General features: G+C 75.2%; 9 protein-coding genes. 1 reads left to right on the top strand and 8 read right to left on the bottom strand.

Annotated features, from left to right (window positions below; all coding sequences use genetic code 11):
* Window positions 1-84: 84 nt before the first annotated feature.
* A complete protein-coding gene (locus tag ACFY6U_RS42780; RefSeq protein ID WP_390047223.1) occupies window positions 85-1,209 on the top strand; it encodes an XdhC family protein in 1,125 nt (374 codons plus the stop codon).
* Here the strand turns inward: ACFY6U_RS42780 and ACFY6U_RS42775 are convergent.
* The 8 genes from ACFY6U_RS42775 to ACFY6U_RS42740 are packed head-to-tail and all read right to left on the bottom strand — an operon-like array spanning window position 1,132 to window position 15,957.
* Window positions 1,132-2,433 carry an MFS transporter gene (locus ACFY6U_RS42775; RefSeq protein WP_390047221.1) on the bottom strand — a complete coding sequence of 434 codons (1,302 nt, stop codon included), beginning with the start codon at window positions 2,431-2,433 and terminating at the stop codon, window positions 1,132-1,134. The genes ACFY6U_RS42780 and ACFY6U_RS42775 overlap by 78 nt on opposite strands.
* Window positions 2,430-3,500, bottom strand: a complete 1,071-nt coding sequence (locus ACFY6U_RS42770) for a GntG family PLP-dependent aldolase (protein ID WP_390047219.1) — start codon at window positions 3,498-3,500, stop codon at window positions 2,430-2,432. The genes ACFY6U_RS42775 and ACFY6U_RS42770 overlap by 4 nt, the downstream gene beginning before the upstream one ends.
* Before the next feature lie 13 nt (window positions 3,501-3,513).
* Complete coding sequence (locus ACFY6U_RS42765; RefSeq protein ID WP_390047217.1) at window positions 3,514-4,989, bottom strand: lyase family protein; 1,476 nt, start codon at window positions 4,987-4,989, stop codon at window positions 3,514-3,516.
* The gene (locus ACFY6U_RS42760) at window positions 4,986-6,224 is read right to left on the bottom strand and encodes an ATP-grasp domain-containing protein (protein ID WP_390047215.1); all 1,239 of its coding nucleotides are present in this window, start codon (window positions 6,222-6,224) and stop codon (window positions 4,986-4,988) included. Before ACFY6U_RS42760 ends, ACFY6U_RS42765 begins: the two co-directional genes overlap by 4 nt.
* Entirely contained in the window at window positions 6,221-7,297 is a 1,077-nt protein-coding gene (locus ACFY6U_RS42755; protein WP_390047213.1) for a pyridoxal-phosphate dependent enzyme, read from the bottom strand. The genes ACFY6U_RS42760 and ACFY6U_RS42755 overlap by 4 nt, the downstream gene beginning before the upstream one ends.
* Before the next feature lie 14 nt (window positions 7,298-7,311).
* Window positions 7,312-8,226, bottom strand: coding sequence for a GHMP kinase (locus ACFY6U_RS42750; RefSeq protein ID WP_390047211.1), 915 nt, complete (start codon window positions 8,224-8,226; stop codon window positions 7,312-7,314).
* A gap of 52 nt (window positions 8,227-8,278) precedes the next feature.
* On the bottom strand, window positions 8,279-12,709 hold the full coding sequence (locus ACFY6U_RS42745; protein ID WP_390047210.1) for an amino acid adenylation domain-containing protein: 4,431 nt from the start codon (window positions 12,707-12,709) through the stop codon (window positions 8,279-8,281).
* The gene (locus ACFY6U_RS42740) at window positions 12,706-15,957 is read right to left on the bottom strand and encodes an amino acid adenylation domain-containing protein (protein WP_390047208.1); all 3,252 of its coding nucleotides are present in this window, start codon (window positions 15,955-15,957) and stop codon (window positions 12,706-12,708) included. Before ACFY6U_RS42740 ends, ACFY6U_RS42745 begins: the two co-directional genes overlap by 4 nt.
* Window position 15,958: the final 1 nt, after the last annotated feature.

Below are 15,958 nucleotides of genomic sequence, written 5' to 3'. Positions count from 1 at the left end.
CCGGGCGCGGGGCCCCGGCCGTGACCGCGGCCCGCCGATCCGGCCCGCCCGCCCCACGAGCACCGCGTACGAGAAGAGCCCCCCGTGCTGAACATCGCCCCCGCCCTCGCCGCCTGGTGCCGCGCCGACCGCCCCTTCGCCGTGGCCACGGTGATCGATGCCACCGGCAGCACACCGCTGCCGGTGGGCACGTCCATGGCCGTCGACGCCGACGGGCGGGTGGCGGGGAGTGTCTCCGGCGGGTGCGTGGACGCGGCCGTCCACGAGCTGTGCCGACAGCAACTGGAGGAGGACGGAACCCCGGAGGAGGCGCACTTCGACTCCTCCGACTCCGACGCCTGGGCGGCCGGCCTGATGTGCGGCGGCGGCATCCGCGTCCACGTCCAGCGCGTCCACCCGGCCGACCGGCACCATCTGGCGGTCACGCTCACCGCGGCGGCCGAGGGGCGGACCGTGGGCCTGCTGCAGATCACCCGGAGCGCCGACCCGACGCTGGCGGGCCGCGTCCTGACGCTGTCCGACGACGGGACCCCCGCTCTCGCCGGGCCGGTGCCGCCGCGTCTGGCCGCGCTCGCCGCCGGCGTCCACCGCACCGGCGTCACCGGGCTCGTGCGCATCCCCGGGGGCGCCGACTGCTCCGCTGCCGAGGCGCTGGTGCACACCCGCAGACCCGCCCCGCGGATGCTCGTCTTCGGAGCGGTGGAGTTCGCCGACGCCCTCACCCAGGCGGGCCGCTTCCTCGGCTACCACGTCACGTTGTGCGACGCCCGCCCGGTCTTCGCCACGGCCGAGCGGTTCCCCCACGCGCACCGCGTCGTCACCGACTGGCCGCACCGGTTCCTCGCCGCCACCGCCACCGACGAACGCACCGTGGTGTGCGTGCTCACCCACGACCCCCGGTTCGACATCCCGCTGCTGCGCGACGCGCTCCGGCGCCCGCTCGGCTACGTCGGCGCCATGGGGTCGCGCCGCACCCACGCCCGCCGCCTCGAACTCCTGCGTGCGGAAGGGGTCGGGCCCGACGCCCTCGCCCGGCTGAACGCGCCGATCGGGCTCGACCTCGGCGCCACGACCCCGCAGGAGACGGCGGTGTCCGTCGTCGCCGAGGTCCTCGCCCGCACCCGCGGCCGGTCAGGCGCCCCGCTCGGCGGCACCACCGGCCCCATCCACCCCCGGGCCGGCGAAGTCGCGCATCCCGCGCAGCGGTGAGCACACCACCCACACCGCGGCCAGGCAGGTGCCGCAGGCCGCGATCCACAGGGTGCCCCTGATCCCCGCCGCCGACCCGCCGAGCACGCCCCCGGCCAGCGCGCCCACGGTCATCGCGCCGAAACCGACGAAGCGCACCGAGGCGTTCACCCGGGCCAGCATCGCCTCGGGACACACCACCTGCCGGTAGCTGACCTGGGCGACGTTGTACACGACGACGCCGTACCCGGTGACGAGGAACCCGGCCAGGGCCGGGACGAGCAGCACCCCGCGCCCCGCGAGCGGCACCGGCAGCAGGGCCGGGAAGGTGACCAGCGGTACCAGCCACACCGCGCGGGCCTGGCCGACGCGGCGCACGACGCGGTACGCCGAGAGCGCCCCGAGCACCCCGCCCAGGCCCAGCACGCTCAGGACGGCCCCGACGGCGGACCCGGAGAGCCCGAGCACCCCGGTCAGGAAGAGGACCTGCACGGCGCTGAGCACCCCGGCGAAGAAGTTCGCGGTCGCCGTGCAGGCGGTGATGGCAAGCAGCGTGCGGCTGCGGACCAGGAACCGCAGTCCGGCGCGTATCTCGGCGGGCAGCCGCCGGTCGGTGCCGTCGGCGGGGTGCGGCGGGTCCGGCTCACGGACCCGGCGCAGCAGCAGGGTCGACGTCAGATAGCCGAGGGCCGTGGCCAGCACCGGCAGGGCGGGCCCGGCGAGCTGGGCGAACGCGCCGCCCACGCCGGGCCCGGTGATCTGGGCGAGGGACTGGCTGGACTGGAGACGGGCGTTGCCCTGGAGGAGACGGTCGCGGCCGACCAGGGCGGGGAGGTGGGACTGGTAGGCGACGTCGAACAGGACGGCGAGGACACCGCACAGCAGGGCCACGGCGATCAACTGGCCGACCGTGAGCAGGCCGGCCCACCAGGCCACCGGGATCGTGCAGAGCAGCAGCGCCCGGCCGGTGTTCGCGCGCCGCATCAGCAGCCGCTGCCGGGCCCGGGCCACCCACACCCCCGCCGGGAGCCCGATCAGCAGGTAGCCGGTGGTCTCCGCGGCGCTGAGCAGGCCCATCTCCAGCGGGGTCGCCGCCAGAGTGGTGGCGGCCAGCAGCGGCAGCAGCGCGTTGCCGACGTACGTGCCGAACTGGCTGACCGTCTCCGCCGCCCAGAACAACCGGAACGCGTGGTGATCGCGGAGCGCGGCGGACGGGGGCGCGGGCGCGGTGACCTGCTCGCTCACCACCGGGCCCCGGGCGCGGTGGCCATGACGTCCGCGAGCACCGTCACGGCCCGGTCGACGTCGGCGGCGGTGACCCCGGAGTGGGTGACCGCGCGGATGCGGCCCCGCCCCAGTTCCGCGAGGTGCACGCCGTGGGCGCGCGCCCCCTCGATGAGGGAGTCGGTGGTGTGGGCGGTGCGGTCGGTGTCCACGGTGAAGAACACCATGTTGGTGCGCGGGGGTTCGGCGTCCAGGCGCAGTCCGGGGATCCCGGCGAGACCGTCGGCGAGCCGGCGTGCGTGCGCGTGGTCGTCGGCGAGCCGGTCGATCATCCCGGTCAGGGCGACGATCCCGCACGCCGCGATCATGCCGGCCTGACGCATCCCCCCGCCGAGCATCTTGCGGTACCGGCGGGCGTCGGCGATGGACTCCTCGTCCCCGACGAGCATCGACCCGATCGGGGCGGACAGCCCCTTGGACAGGCAGAACTGGACGGTGTCCGCCGGGGCGGCGATGTCGGCGGCCGGCACACCGAGGGCGAGGGCCGCGTTGAACACGCGGGCCCCGTCCAGGTGCAGGGCAACGCCGTGCGCGCGGGCCAGGGCGCCGGCCGCCGTGAGGTAGCCGGTGTCGAGGGGGATCCCGCCGAGACGGTTGTTCGGCGTCTCCAGGCAGAGCACCGCGGGCAGCGCGAACTGCGGGTCCTCCCGGTCGACGTCGAAGGCGTCCGCCACCGCGGCCAGCGGCAGGGTGCCGTCCGCGGCGGCGGGGACCGGTTCGTAGACGAGGCCGCCGAACACCGAGGCGCCGCCCGCCTCGTAGACGTAGATGTCGGACTCGGCGCCGACGACGGCCTTGCCGCCGCGCGGGCTGTGGGTGAGCAGCGCGGCGAGGTTCGCCATCGTGCCGCTGGGCATCAGCACACCGGCCGCCTTGCCCAGCAGCTTCGCCGACAGCTCCTCCAGTTCCCGTACGGTCGGGTCCTCGCCGTAGACGTCGTCGCCGAGGCGGGCCGCCCTGGCGGCGTCGAGCATCTGGGGGGTGGGCAGGGTGAAGGTGTCACTGCGCAGTTCAACGACGTGGCTCATGGGTCGGGCTCCCTCACGGTCGGCGGATCAGGGCGGACACGGCGTCGCCGAGGCGGCGTTCGGCGGTCGCCCAGTGGGCGCGGCGGGCCTCCGCGGCGGCGGCGAGCCGGTCGAGCTCGGCGTCGGAGTCGTCGAGGGCCGCGGTCACGGACGCCGGGGCGGGGCCGCCTCCGGCGCCGGCCGCGGCGGCGATCGACGCCGGGTCCAGGGCGTCGAGCAGGGCCCGGGGCCGGTCGCCGAGGTGCGCGGCGGCGGTGTCCTCGAAGGTGCGGCCGGTCGCGAGGGCCATGGTGCTGATCTCGCCCACCGTGTGGTGCGCCGTGCGGAACGGCACCCCCGCCACCACCAGGCGCTCGGCCAGCGCGGTGGCCGCCGTGTGCCCGTCCGTCGCGCGCCGCAGCATGAGGCCGGGGTCGGGCTCCGCGCCCTCGAACATGAGCCGCAGCAGCACCACGGCGTCGGTGGTGGCCTCCAGAGCCGGCCACAGATGACCGACCGCCTCGGTGCCGACGGCGATGGCGTTGGTGTAGCGCGCCGTCGACATCGCCGCGGTCGCAGCGGTGAGCGCGCCGAGCGCGGCGGCCGCCTTGCCCTGGACGTTCTCCAGCAGGAACGGGTTGCGTTTCTGCGGCATCATCGAGCTGCTGCCGACCAGGTCGTCGGGCAGCAGGAGCAGGGGGTTCTCGGCGCTGGTCCAGGACTGCAGGTCGTGCGCGGTCCGGGTCAGGAGCACACCGAGGACGGTGCAGGCGGCGAGCAGCCGCAGCACCAGGTCCCGCGAGGCCACCGCGTGCAGGGAGTTGGTCAGGGGCGCGGTGAACCCCAGCAGTTCGGTGGTGCGCGCCGGGTCGACGGGCAGGGTGGTCCCCCCGGTGGCGCCCGCGCCGAGGGGGTTCTCGCCCAGTTCGCGTCCGGCGTGCTCCAAGTGGTCCATGTCCCGTACGAGAGCGGCGGCCACCCCGGCGAGGTAGTGGCCGTAGGTGATGGGGACGGCGGGCTGGTGGTGGGTGTACGCGGGCATGACGGTGGTGCGGAAGCGGCGGCCCCGCTCCACGAGGACCCGGCCCAGCGTGTCGGTCTCGGTCAGCAGCCGGTCGTAGGGGCGCCGCAACTGGAGCCTGAGGACGGTGGCGTTGAGGTCGTTGCGGGACCGGCCGCTGTGCAGGACGCCGCCGGTCTCCTCGCCCAGGGTGTCCACGAGGTAGCCCTCGTAGGCGAGGTAGCGGCCCCGGGGCGCGGGCAGATGGCGCAGGGGGGCGAAGTCGGCGGCGCGGAGTTCCTCGATGCCGGAGAGCAGCCGGGCGGCGGTCGCGCGCTCGATGACCCCCCGCTCGGTGAGCATGACCACGTGGGCGCGGTCCACCTCGCTGGTGGGCCTCAGTTCGGCGGCCACCGGGTCCGGAGGGACCCGGAGGTGCCGGTCGAAGAGGATGTCCGCCGCCGCCGGTGTCACGGCGGAGGACAGACGTCCGGTGACGGAGACGGTCATGCGGTGTCCTCCGGGGCGGTTCGGGCGCGCAGGGAGGTGCGCAGCAGGGTCAGGGCCGCGTCGGCGGCCCGTGCGGCGGTCGGGGCGTCGGGGGCGGTGGCGACGGCGTGGCCGACCCGGTCGCGGTGGTCGTGCCGCGGTGCGAGCGGCACGTCCCTGGTCCCGGTGAGGACCGTGGCCGTGACGTGGGGCGGCGGATCGTCGAGGGCGGCGGGCGGCTCGCCGAGCACGGAGGGTTCGTCGACCACGAGGAAGCGGAGACTGGAGTGGTGCGCGGAGCGGGCCGCCAGGTCGGGGCGGTGGCCCAGGGCCGCCCCGACCTGGGCGCCGACCAGGTCGATGCCGAGGGCGGTCCGCACCAGCTCGGGGATCATGCCGCCCGCGAGCCGCGGGTTGACCTCGATGACCACGGGGCCCCGGGCGGCCAGGCGCAGTTCGACGTGGGCCGCGCCGTGCCCGAGGCCGAGCGCCTCGACCGCGGCCACGGCCGTGTCGGCCAGCGACCGTGCCGTGGCGTCCGGCACCGGAGCGGGGACGTCGTGCCCGGTCTCGACGAAGTAGGGGGCGGCGCCGAGGTGTTTGCCCACGACGGTGACGGGGGTGCGCCCGAACACCTCGACCGAGAACTCCGGGCCGTCCACGTACTCCTCGACGAGGAGACCGGGCACGGTCGGGATGCCGCGCTCGTTGTGGGTGCGGGCCAGCAGGAGGGCGGCGTGCTCGGCGGCCTCCGCGAGACTGCCGCACAGCCGCACCCCGGTGCTGCCGGACCCGTCGGCGGGCTTGAGGACCGCCGGCAGTCCGGTGTGCCGTACGGCGGAGAGGGCCGCGTCGGCGTCGGTCACCAGGGTCTGGGCGGCCACCGGCACGCCCCGCGCGGCGAGCGCGGCCCGCTGACGGCCCTTGTGCCGGCAGCGGATCACCGCCTGCGGGTCGGGTCCCGGCAGGCCGAGAGCGCGCGCGGCCTCGGCGGCGACGGGGACGAAGTAGTCGGAACTGGTGGTCACCCCGGCCGGGGGACCCGCGTCGAGCGAGGCGATCGCGTCGAGGACCGAGTCGGCGCTCGACGTGTCGGCCTCGACCACGGCGATCTCCTCGGCGCGGGCGTAGCCGTAGCGGGCCGGGTCCTCGGCGAGCAGCACCGGCCGGACCCCGAGATCCCGGGCGCGCCGGGCGAACAGGGGGCCGGTGCCGGAGGTGTTGGACTCCACCAGGACCAGGAAGGGATCGGTCACAGGTCCTCCACGGGTGCGGGGCCGGAGCGGCCGGCGCCGTCGCGTGTGGCGTCGTCGAGGGAGCGGCGGCGCCAGTGCATGCGCGCCCACCCTCCGACGGCGTCGTGCGGGTCGGTGACGGTGCGGGGAGCGGGGGCGGCCGGCGCGTCGAGCAGACCCCGCTCCGCCAGCCACTCGTCCTGGTAGACCGTCTCCTGGTACCGGTGCCCCTCGTCCGGCAGGAACGCGACCACCTGCGCGTCGGGGTTGCGTTCGGCGTACCAGCGGGCGACCAGGAAGGACGCGCCGCTGGTGGGGCCCATGTAGAGGGCGTGCAGGGCGTGCAGTTCACGGGTGGCCCGGAAGACCTCCGCGGGGCCCGCCCAGTGCACCTCGTCGTAGGCGTCGTGGCTGACGTTGGGCGGGACCAGGCTGTTGCCGAGGCCGCGCACCACCCGCGGTCCGTCGACCTGGCCGAAGATGGCGCTGGGCGAGGTGTCCACGCCGATCAGGCGCATCTGCGGCTGGAGCAGCCGCAGGAAGGCCGCGGTGCCTCCGGTCGACCCGCCGGAACCGACCGGTCCGACCAGGCAGTCCACGGCACCGACGGTCTCCGCGATCTGCTCGGCCACGGCGGCGTAGGCGTTGGGGTTGTCGGGGTTGTGGTACTGGCCGGGGACGTAGTGGTCGGGGTGCAGGGCCCGCAGTTCCTCCAGCCGGTCGAGGCGGGCCCGCTGGAAGCCGCCGTCGGGGCTGGGCTCGGCGCAGATCTCGACCTGGGCGCCCAGTTCGCCCAGCCTGCGGCGCAGCGCCGGCTCGATGGCGGGGTCGCCGACGATGACCAGGGGGTAGCCGCGCAGCCGGCACACCATCGCGAGCCCCAGGGCGAAGGTGCCCGAGGACGTCTCCAGGACCGTGGTGCCGGGGGCGAGTTCACCGCGCTGCTCGGCCCGGTCGATCATGAAGCGGGCCGGGAGCAGTTTCATCAGGGTGAACGCGGCCACGCAGAGGTTGGGGCCGATCCGTATGAGCCGCGGCAGGACGGTCGCCTCGACGACCGAGGCACTGGCCGCGGGCAGAGTGGATGATCGCATGCTCTCCGTTCTCATCATGTCGTCGTGAAGTGCCAGGTGTCGTCGATGCCCAGGGCGGCCAGGCGCTTGCGGGCGCCGTCGGTGCGGGCGGCGAGGTCGGGCAGGGCGGGGTCGAAGAGGAGCCCGGCCACGTCACCGCTGTGCGCGACCTGGAGCCCGGCCGCGCCCACCGCCTCGCTGACCCGCAGGAGGTCGGTGAGCCCGGGGACCGGAAGGTGGCGCTGGTTGATCCTGGCGCTGGCGGTGGCCACCCTGCCGAGCAGGGCGACGTCACCGGTGCGGATGGCGCGGCGGACCGTGCCCAGCAGGGGGCGGAACGCCTCGATCTCCCACACCGAGTAGCGCGCGGGCGGCAGGGTGAGGGTGTCGGTGCCCAGGCTGTCCGCGCTGGTGCCGAAGCCCAGCACGGCCAGCGGCATCAGCGGCCCGCCCATGTCCTCGATGACCTCGCCCTCGCGGTGCGCGAACAGGACGGTCCGGTGCGGGTACATGAGCGCGTCGGACGCGGTCTCGGCCGCGACGGCCAGGGCGGCGTACTGCGCGGGGCTGGGGCGGCGACCGGCGGCCTCGTAGACGGCGCCGATGGTCGCCACGACGTCCGCGGTGGACGAGCCGAAACCGCGGCTGGGCGGGATGTTGCTGGTCAGGCTGAGGGTTCCGCCGGCGGGCACGCCGCCCAGCGAGCGCAGGGTCAGCTCGGCGGCCCGGCGCGCCTTGGTCCGCCACGGGTCACGCATGACGATCCCGGTCGCGGTGTCGGACGGCTCGAAGACGGCGTGGGACTCGTAGAGGGGGCAGGGCAGGGTGATCAGGGCGCGGCGCAGGCGTCCGTCGGACTCGAAGACGCCCTGGAGGATCTCTCCGTGGTGGCCCACGCTGTGGTGGGCTCCGCGGACGCGGACCGCCGTCCCGGCCGGGCCTGTGGACATGTCGTGCAGCATGGCTTCCCTCAGGGTTGGTGGATGGGGGCGCCGGTGCGGGTCACGCGCGGCCGGTGGGCTGCGGCGCGAGAGGGCGGTCCGGCCGTACGGGCAGGGTGGGCACCGCCGTGAAGCGGGCGGGGATCTGGTAGTCGGGCAGGGACTCGGAGAGGAAATCGATCAGTTCGTCGCCGTCGGGGACGGCGGAGCCGGTGCGCGGCACGAGGTAGGCGTGGAGTTCGCCGTCGGCCGTGACGACGGCCGCCTCGGCGATCTGGCGGTGGGCGGTGAGGCGGGTGCGGGTCTCGTAGGGCGCGACGCGGAAGCCCGAGACGGTCGGCCAGGACCCGGCCGTACCCAGGATCTCGAAGCCGTCGTGGACGGTGTGCCGGGCCCGGTGGCCGGTGGGCACGAGCCCGGAGGCGTCGCCGTGGGCGAGGTGGAGTTCGCCGGGGACCCCGGCGGGCAGCGGCTCCCCGCGGGAGTCGAGCACGGCGGCCGTGACACCGGGCACCGGGTGACCGACCGGTACGACGACCGTGGCGGGTTCCGGGGCCGGGCCGAGCGGCCGGTACAGCGCCAGCGGCACCTCGGCGGTCCCGAACCCGGCCGCGAGGCGGACAGCGACGGGCTCCCGCAGCGCGGTGGGGTCCAGGTCGGGACCGAGGGCGAGGACCGCCTCGGCGCCCCGGGCCAGGGCGTCACGGTGGTGGGCGAACAGCGTGGTGACGGTGGTGTCGGGCAGGAGCAGCGCGGAGAACGGTTCCTGACGGCCGGCCAGGAGCCCGGCCAGCGCGGCGGGGGAGTGCGGCGCTGTCTCCGGGACGACGAGCGTGCCGCCGCGGGCCAGTGTGGTCCACACCTGGAGCAGGAAGAGCGCGCTGTCGGTCGCGGCGCTCTGGAGGACCTGCCCCGCACCGAAGCCGAGGCCGTCGAGGGCGCCGAGGGCGCCGGTGAGCGCACTGCGGGTGATCCCCGCCTCGCCGACCAGGGCCAGGACGTCGTCTCCGAACGGCCGGAAGCGCGTCTCCGGGCCGTCCGGCACGACCGCCGGGCCCGTCGCCGGCGTCCCGGTGAAGAGGGTCTCCGTGGCCGCCGGTTCGGCGCCGGGCGCCAGCACCCGCGCCGGGGCACCGGTACGGGCGGCGGCCAGCAGCGCGGCGACGAGGTCGGCGCCGGGGTCCAGCCGCAGCGCGACGGGATGCCCGGGGCCGGCCCCCTGCCGGGACAGCGCCTCCGCCAGACGGCCGGCGCGCAGGCCCAGTTCGCGGTAGGTCACGGAGCCGGAGGGCGTCCTGACGGCCGGTGCGTCCGGGTGCTCCGTGACGCACCGCTCCACCAGGTCCACGACCGTGGCCTCGGCGGACCCGGCCTCGGCGGTGCTCGCCGTGGCCGCCCCGGTCAGCGGGAACCGGGACACCGGCAGGTCGGGCTCGTCGAGCGCGGCGCGCAGCAGGTCGAGGTAGGCGCGGACCATGCTGCGCATCGTGTCCGCGTCGAAGAGGTCGGTGGCGTACTCCCAGATGATCGTCAGCGCGTCGTCCTCGCTGCTGGGGCGCTTGCCCACCCGCTGCTCGGCGCGCGGGATCGCGACGATGTTCAGGTCCGCCTTCGCCGACCCGTTGTGCTCCATGCGCACCTCGCCGCGCAGTCCGGCGAAGTCCAGGTCGGGGACGGCGGAGTCGTGGAAGCTGAACATCGCCGAGAACAGCGGGTTGCGCGAGAGGTCACGCGCCGGGGCGACGGCCTTGACGAGCTTCTGCAGCGGCACGTCCTGCCACGCGTACCCCTCCACCGCCGTGTCGTGGACCCGCGCGAGGAGCTGCCGGAACGTCGGGTCGTCCTCCAGACGGACCCTCAGCGGCACCGTGTTGACCATCATCCCGATCAGCCGCTCGGCCTCGGCGAGCCTGCGGTTGGCCACCCCGACGCCCAGCACGAAGTCGGTCTGGTCCGCGTACCGCGACAGCAGGGCGGCGAACGCGGTCAGCATCGTCGAGTAGAGGGTGACGCCGAACTTCCTGGCCCCTTCGCGCAGCCGCTTGTACTCGTCCGGTTCCAGGGTCACCCGTACGACGTCGCCGCGGAAGGTGAACTCCGGCGGGCGGGGCCGGTCGGTGGGCAGTTCGAGGGCGGGCGGGGCCCCGTCCAGAACCCGCGCCCAGTGACCGAGGTAGCGGTCCATGACGGGGCCGTCCAGCCAGGACCGCTGCCAGGCGGCGAGGTCGGCGAACTGGAACCGCGGCTCCGGCGGAGCCTCCGTGCCCTCGGCGAACACGGAGTACAGACGGGTCAGTTCACCGACGAAGACCGCGAACGACCAGCCGTCGTGCACCAGATGGTGCTCCACGTGGATCAGCCGGTACGCCTCGGGCGCGTCCTTGGTCACGACCCAGCGGGCCAGCGGAGGCTTCTCCATGTCGAACGGCTGGGCCTGCTCCCGCGCCGACAACTCCTGCCACGCGCGCTCCCGTTCCTCCTCGGACAGGCCGGAGAGGTCCACCAGCGGCACCTCGATGTCGATCGCGTCCATCTCGACCGGGCACTGCACGGGCACCCCGTCGACCTCGCGGAACGCGGTGCGCAGGATCTCGTGCCGGCGCACCAGCTCGGTGAGGGCGGCCCGCAGCGCGGTCATGTCCAGGACGCCGCGCAGGGTCAGCGTGGCCTGCATCCGGTACGCCTGGTTGCTGGGCGAGAGCTGTTCGAGGAACCAGACCCGCTCCTGCGGGAAGGACAGCGGGATGGGCCGGGAACGGTCCGCGTGCCGCATCGGCGGCGGTGCGGGCACGGTCGCCGCGTCGTCGAGGGGAGCGCCGCTGTCGACGAGCGCGGCGATCTCGCGGGGGGTGGCGAGACGGAAGAGGTGGGAGAGCGGGATGTCGGTGCCGAGGTCGGTGCGGATGCGGGCGGCGAGACGCCCGACGAGCAGGGAGTGGCCGCCCAGTTGGAAGAAGTCGTCGGTGGCGCCGGCCGGGGTGCCGCCGAGCAGTTCCGACATCAGGGCGGCGACCGCGGCCTCGGTGGGTGTGGCCGGCTCGTCGCCCTGACTGACCTCGGACTTGTACGGCGACGGCAGCGCCTCCCGGTCCACCTTGCCGCTCGGCGTCAGGGGCAGCGCGGGCAGCGCGACCATGGTGGAGGGCACCATGTGCGCGGGCAGGGTGCGCGCGCACCAGGCCCGCAGGTCAGCGGGGTGCGCCTCGTCGTCCGGGGTGGCCACGTAGCCGACCAGGACGGTGCCCCGCGCGACGACGACGGCGTCGGAGACCGCCGGGTGCGCGCGCAGCACCTCGGCGATCTCGCCCGGCTCGACGCGGAAGCCCCGGATCTTGACCTGGTGGTCGGCGCGCCCGGCGTAGAGGTAGCGGCCGTCGGGCAGACGGCGGGCGAGGTCGCCGGTACGGTAGGCGCGGCCGTCGGCGACGGGGACGTAGCGCTCCGCGGTCAGGGCGGGCCGGCCGAGGTAGCCGCGCGTCACCCCGGCGCCGGAGACGACGAGTTCACCGATCTCGCCGGGCGCCACCGGCAGCCCCGCCTTGTCGAGCAGGTCGATGCGCACACCCGGCAGCGGTCGCCCGATGTCGGGCGTCGCGGAACCGGTCACCTCGCCCGTGGTGGCCACGATGGAGATCTCGGTCGGCCCGTAGGCGTTGAAGACGCGCCGGCCCGGACTCCAGCGGGCCACGATCTCCGCGGGCAGCGCCTCACCGCCGCACACCAGGGTGCGCAGCGCGGGGAGTTCGGCGTCGGGGAGCGCGGCGACCACCGACGGCGGCAGCAGGGTGAAGGTCACTCCGAGGCGGTCCATCAGGTCCACCAGACCGGGGCCCGGCACCACGCTCTCGGCATCGGCCAGGACCAGCGTCGCGCCGCCGGTCAGGGCGACACCGGTCTCCAGGACGGACGCGTCGAAGCTGGAGGGCGCGAACTGCAGGACGCGGTCGCCCGTCCCCACCCCCCACTCGGTCCGCATCCCCGCGATCGTGGCGGCGACGCTGCCGTGCTCGACCAGGACGCCCTTGGGCTTTCCGGTGGAGCCGGAGGTGTAGATGACGTAGGCGAGATCGCCGGGGCCCGCGGCGTCCAGGGGGACCGGGGCGGGGGAGCCGGCGGCGTCCGGGTCCAGCACGCGGACGTCCCCCGGCAGCCGGCGCGCCGCGCTCTCGTCGGCGATCACCAGGGAGACACCGGAGTCGCGCAGCATGTACTCCAGGCGGTCCTGCGGGTAGGACGGGTCCAGCGGCACCCAGGCGGCTCCGGCCCGCATCACGGCGAGCAGGGCGGTGGGCAGCGCGGGGCCGCGGCTGACGCAGACCCCGACGAGCGATCCGGGTCCGCCGCCCCCGGCCACCAGCCGATGGGCCAGCAGGGCCGAGCGGCGCTCCAGTTCGCCGTAGGTCAGGGTGCCGTCCGCCCACAGCAGCGCCGGCTCGTCGGGGGTACGCAGGGCGTGCTCAAGGAACGCCTCGTACAGCAGAGGAGTCTTCATCGCGTCGTACCTCGTTCGTTGTCCGCGGGGCTGGTGGCCGGGGAGAGGTCTGCGAGGAGCCGGTGCGCCTCGTCGTCGGACAGCGCCTCGATCTCGGCCAGGATCATGTCGTGGATGTACTCCGCCGTTCCGGCGACGGTCGGCCGCTCGAAGATCACGCTCAGCGGGAGCGGGACGTCGAACACCTGCCGCATCCGGTTGACGGCCCGGGTGGCGATCAGCGAGTGGCCGCCGAAGGAGAAGAAGTCGTCGAGGACGCCGATCCGGGGCACGGACAGCACCTCGGCCCAGATGTCGGCGACGGTCCTCTCGGTCTCGTCGCGGGGCGCGACGTACTCGTCCGTCTCGTGGTCCGCGGGGTCGGGATCGGGCAGCAGCGAGGGGCTGAGCTTGCCGCTGGCCGAACGGGGCAGCGCGGGCAGCACGGTGAGCGTGGTGGGCACGGCGTATCCGGGCAGCCGCGTGGACAGGTGCTCGCGCAGCTCGCGCACGGAGGTCGCGCCGCCGTCGAGGACGGCGTAGGCGGCCAGGCGCAGGTCGCCGGAGGCGGCGCGGCGGGTCACCACCGCGGCGTCCGTCACCGAGGGGTGCTCGCGCAGCGCGGCCTCCACCTCGCCCAGCTCCACCCGGACACCGCGCACCTTCACCTGGCGGTCCATCCGCTCCAGATAGGTGAAGGAGCCGTCCGGGTGCATCCGGCCGCGGTCCCCGGTCCGGTACACCCGCTCGCCGGGCCGGTAGGGGTGCGGGACGAAGGCGCCGGCGGTCTTGGCGGGATCGCCCAGGTAGCCGCGGGCCAGACCGGTCCCGGCGATGCACAGCTCGCCGGGGACGCCGGGCGGCAGCGGGGCGAGACGGTGGTCGAGGACCATGACCTCGTTGTTGTCCATGGGCCGTCCGAGGCTGACCGCGCCGCTCCCGTGGGTGTCCCGGGGGCCGCAGACGTGGAAGGTGGAGTCGATGGACACCTCGGTGGCGCCCCAGGTGTTGTCCAGGCTGACCGCGTCCCCGAACGCGGCGCGGAAGCGTTCCACGAGGGCCGGACGCAGGGCCTCGCCGCTGGAGAGGACGCTGCGCAGGTCGCGGCGGAGCGCGGCGGTGTCGGCGGGGGTGAGTTCCTCCAGGAAGAGGTCCAGGACGCTGGGGACGAACTGCACGTGGACGGCGCGGTGGCGGACGGTCGCGTCGACCAGGGCGCGCGGGTCGCGATGCAGCCCGGGCGGCAGCAGCGCGACCGTGCCGCCGGTGATCAGCGGCCAGAGGATCTCGACGGCGGCGTCGTCGAACGGCAGGGTCGTCTTGTGCAGGACCGTCTCGCCGGGGCGCAGGCCGTGCCGGTGCTGCATCCACGCCATGCGGTTGACCCAGCCGCGGTGGGTGCAGGCCACGCCCTTGGGGCGGCCGGTCGAGCCGGAGGTGTAGTAGACCGCGCACAGGTGGTCGGGGTGGACGGTCACGGACGGGGGCGCCGCCGCCTCCCGGGGGTCGACGCGGAGCGGGACGGCGCCCGCGGCGGTGACCGGGTCGGCGTGCTCGCCGCCGATCAGGCAGACCGGCGCGCCGGCGTCGGTGAGCAGGGTGACGATCCGGGCGGCGGGCGTGGCCGTCTCGATCGGCAGATAGGCACCGCCCGCCTTGAGGATGCCGAGCAGACCGACGACCATCGCCACCGACCGGTCGATCAGCAGGCCCACCGGCACGTCCGGGCCGACCCCGTGGGCGGTCAGCCGGCGGGCGACGGCGTTCGCCGCCGCCTCCAGGGCCGCGTAGCTCGTCGTGGCGCCGTCGGCGTCGACCAGGGCGACCGCGTCGGGCCGGGCGGCGGCACTGAGGGCCACCAGCTCGTGCAGGGTCTGCGCGGGCGTGTCGACGGCCGGACGCAGCACCAGCGCGCGCAGGGCGTCCTGTTCGGGCCCGGAGAGCAGCGGGATGTCGTCCAGGAGCGTGTCGGGAGCCTCGGCGACGTGCCGCAACAGCCGCTCCAGCCAGGTGCCGAGCCGCTCCACGGTGGCGTCGTCGTACAGGTCGACATCCCAGTTCACCCCGCACCACAGCCCGGCGGCGCCCTGCTCGAAGCTGACGCACAGGTCGTACTTGGCGCCGTGGTACGGCATCGGGAGGTCGGTCACCGTCAGGCCCGGCATCCGGGGCGAACGGCGGCGGCCGGTGCGGAAGTTGACGAGGATCTGGAACAGCGGGGTGCGGGACGGGTCGCGTTCGGGGGCGCTCTCCTCCACCAGCCGGTCGAAGGGCACCTCCGCGTGCTCGAACGCGTCGAGCGCCACGTCCCGGAACTCCTCGACGAACCGGCGGAACGTCAGCCGCGGGCCCGGCCGGCCGCGCAGCGGCAGCATGTTGATGAGCAGGCCCACCAGCCGCTCGGTCGCCGGGTCGTCGCGCCGCGCGTAGGTGGTGCCGGTGGTGACGTCCTGCCGCCCGGTGCTGCGGTACAGGACGGCCTGGACGGCCGCGCTCAGCAGCATCGCGGGTGTGGCTCCCGCGGAGCGGGCCAGCGCGGTGAGCGGCTCGGCGACCTTCGGCGGCAGCACGAACGCGGTCCGTGTCGCCCCCCGGCCGGCCCGTACGGCGGGGCGCGGACGGTCGGCGGGCAGTTCGAACGCGGTGAGGTCGGCCAGCGTCTCGCGCCAGTGTTCGAGCCCGGGGTTCCCGGGCCGCCCGGCCTCGGCGGCGCGGGCGTCGAGGCCGGCCGCCACGACGCGGTACGGCTCCGCGGGCGGGGGGACGGGGGAGGGGGCGCCGGTGGTGAAGGCCGTGTAGTCGGCGGCCAGTTCGTCGTAGACGAGGGCGCACGACCAGTCGTCGGCGGCGACGTGGTGGAGCGTGAGGACGAGGGTGTGCTCGCGGGCGCCGTGCCGGATCAGCAGGGCGCGCACGGGGAGTTCGGTGGCCAGGTCCATCGGGGTCGCCGCCTCCGCGGCGAGGGCGGCCTCCAGCGCCCCGGCGTCGCCGGCCTCCGTCTCCCGCAGCCGGAACAGGCCGACGGGGCGGACCATGCCCACCGGTCCCGCCTCCGTGGCCAGCACGCCGGTGCGCAGCACCTCGTGACGGGCCACCAGGGCCTCGAGCGCACGGCGCAGGGCGTCACGGTCGAGCGGGCCGGCGAAGTGCAGACGGAGCGGGATGAGGTAGTCGGACGACGAACTGCTCAACTGGTCGACGAACCAGGTCCGTTCCTGGTCGCGGCTGAGCGGCACCTGGACCCCGGTGTGTCCGGGGGTGGCAGACATG

Source organism: Streptomyces sp. NPDC013157 (assembly GCF_042899865.1).
GTDB lineage: Bacteria > Actinomycetota > Actinomycetes > Streptomycetales > Streptomycetaceae > Streptomyces.
This window is presented reverse-complemented; position numbering and strand designations above follow the sequence as displayed.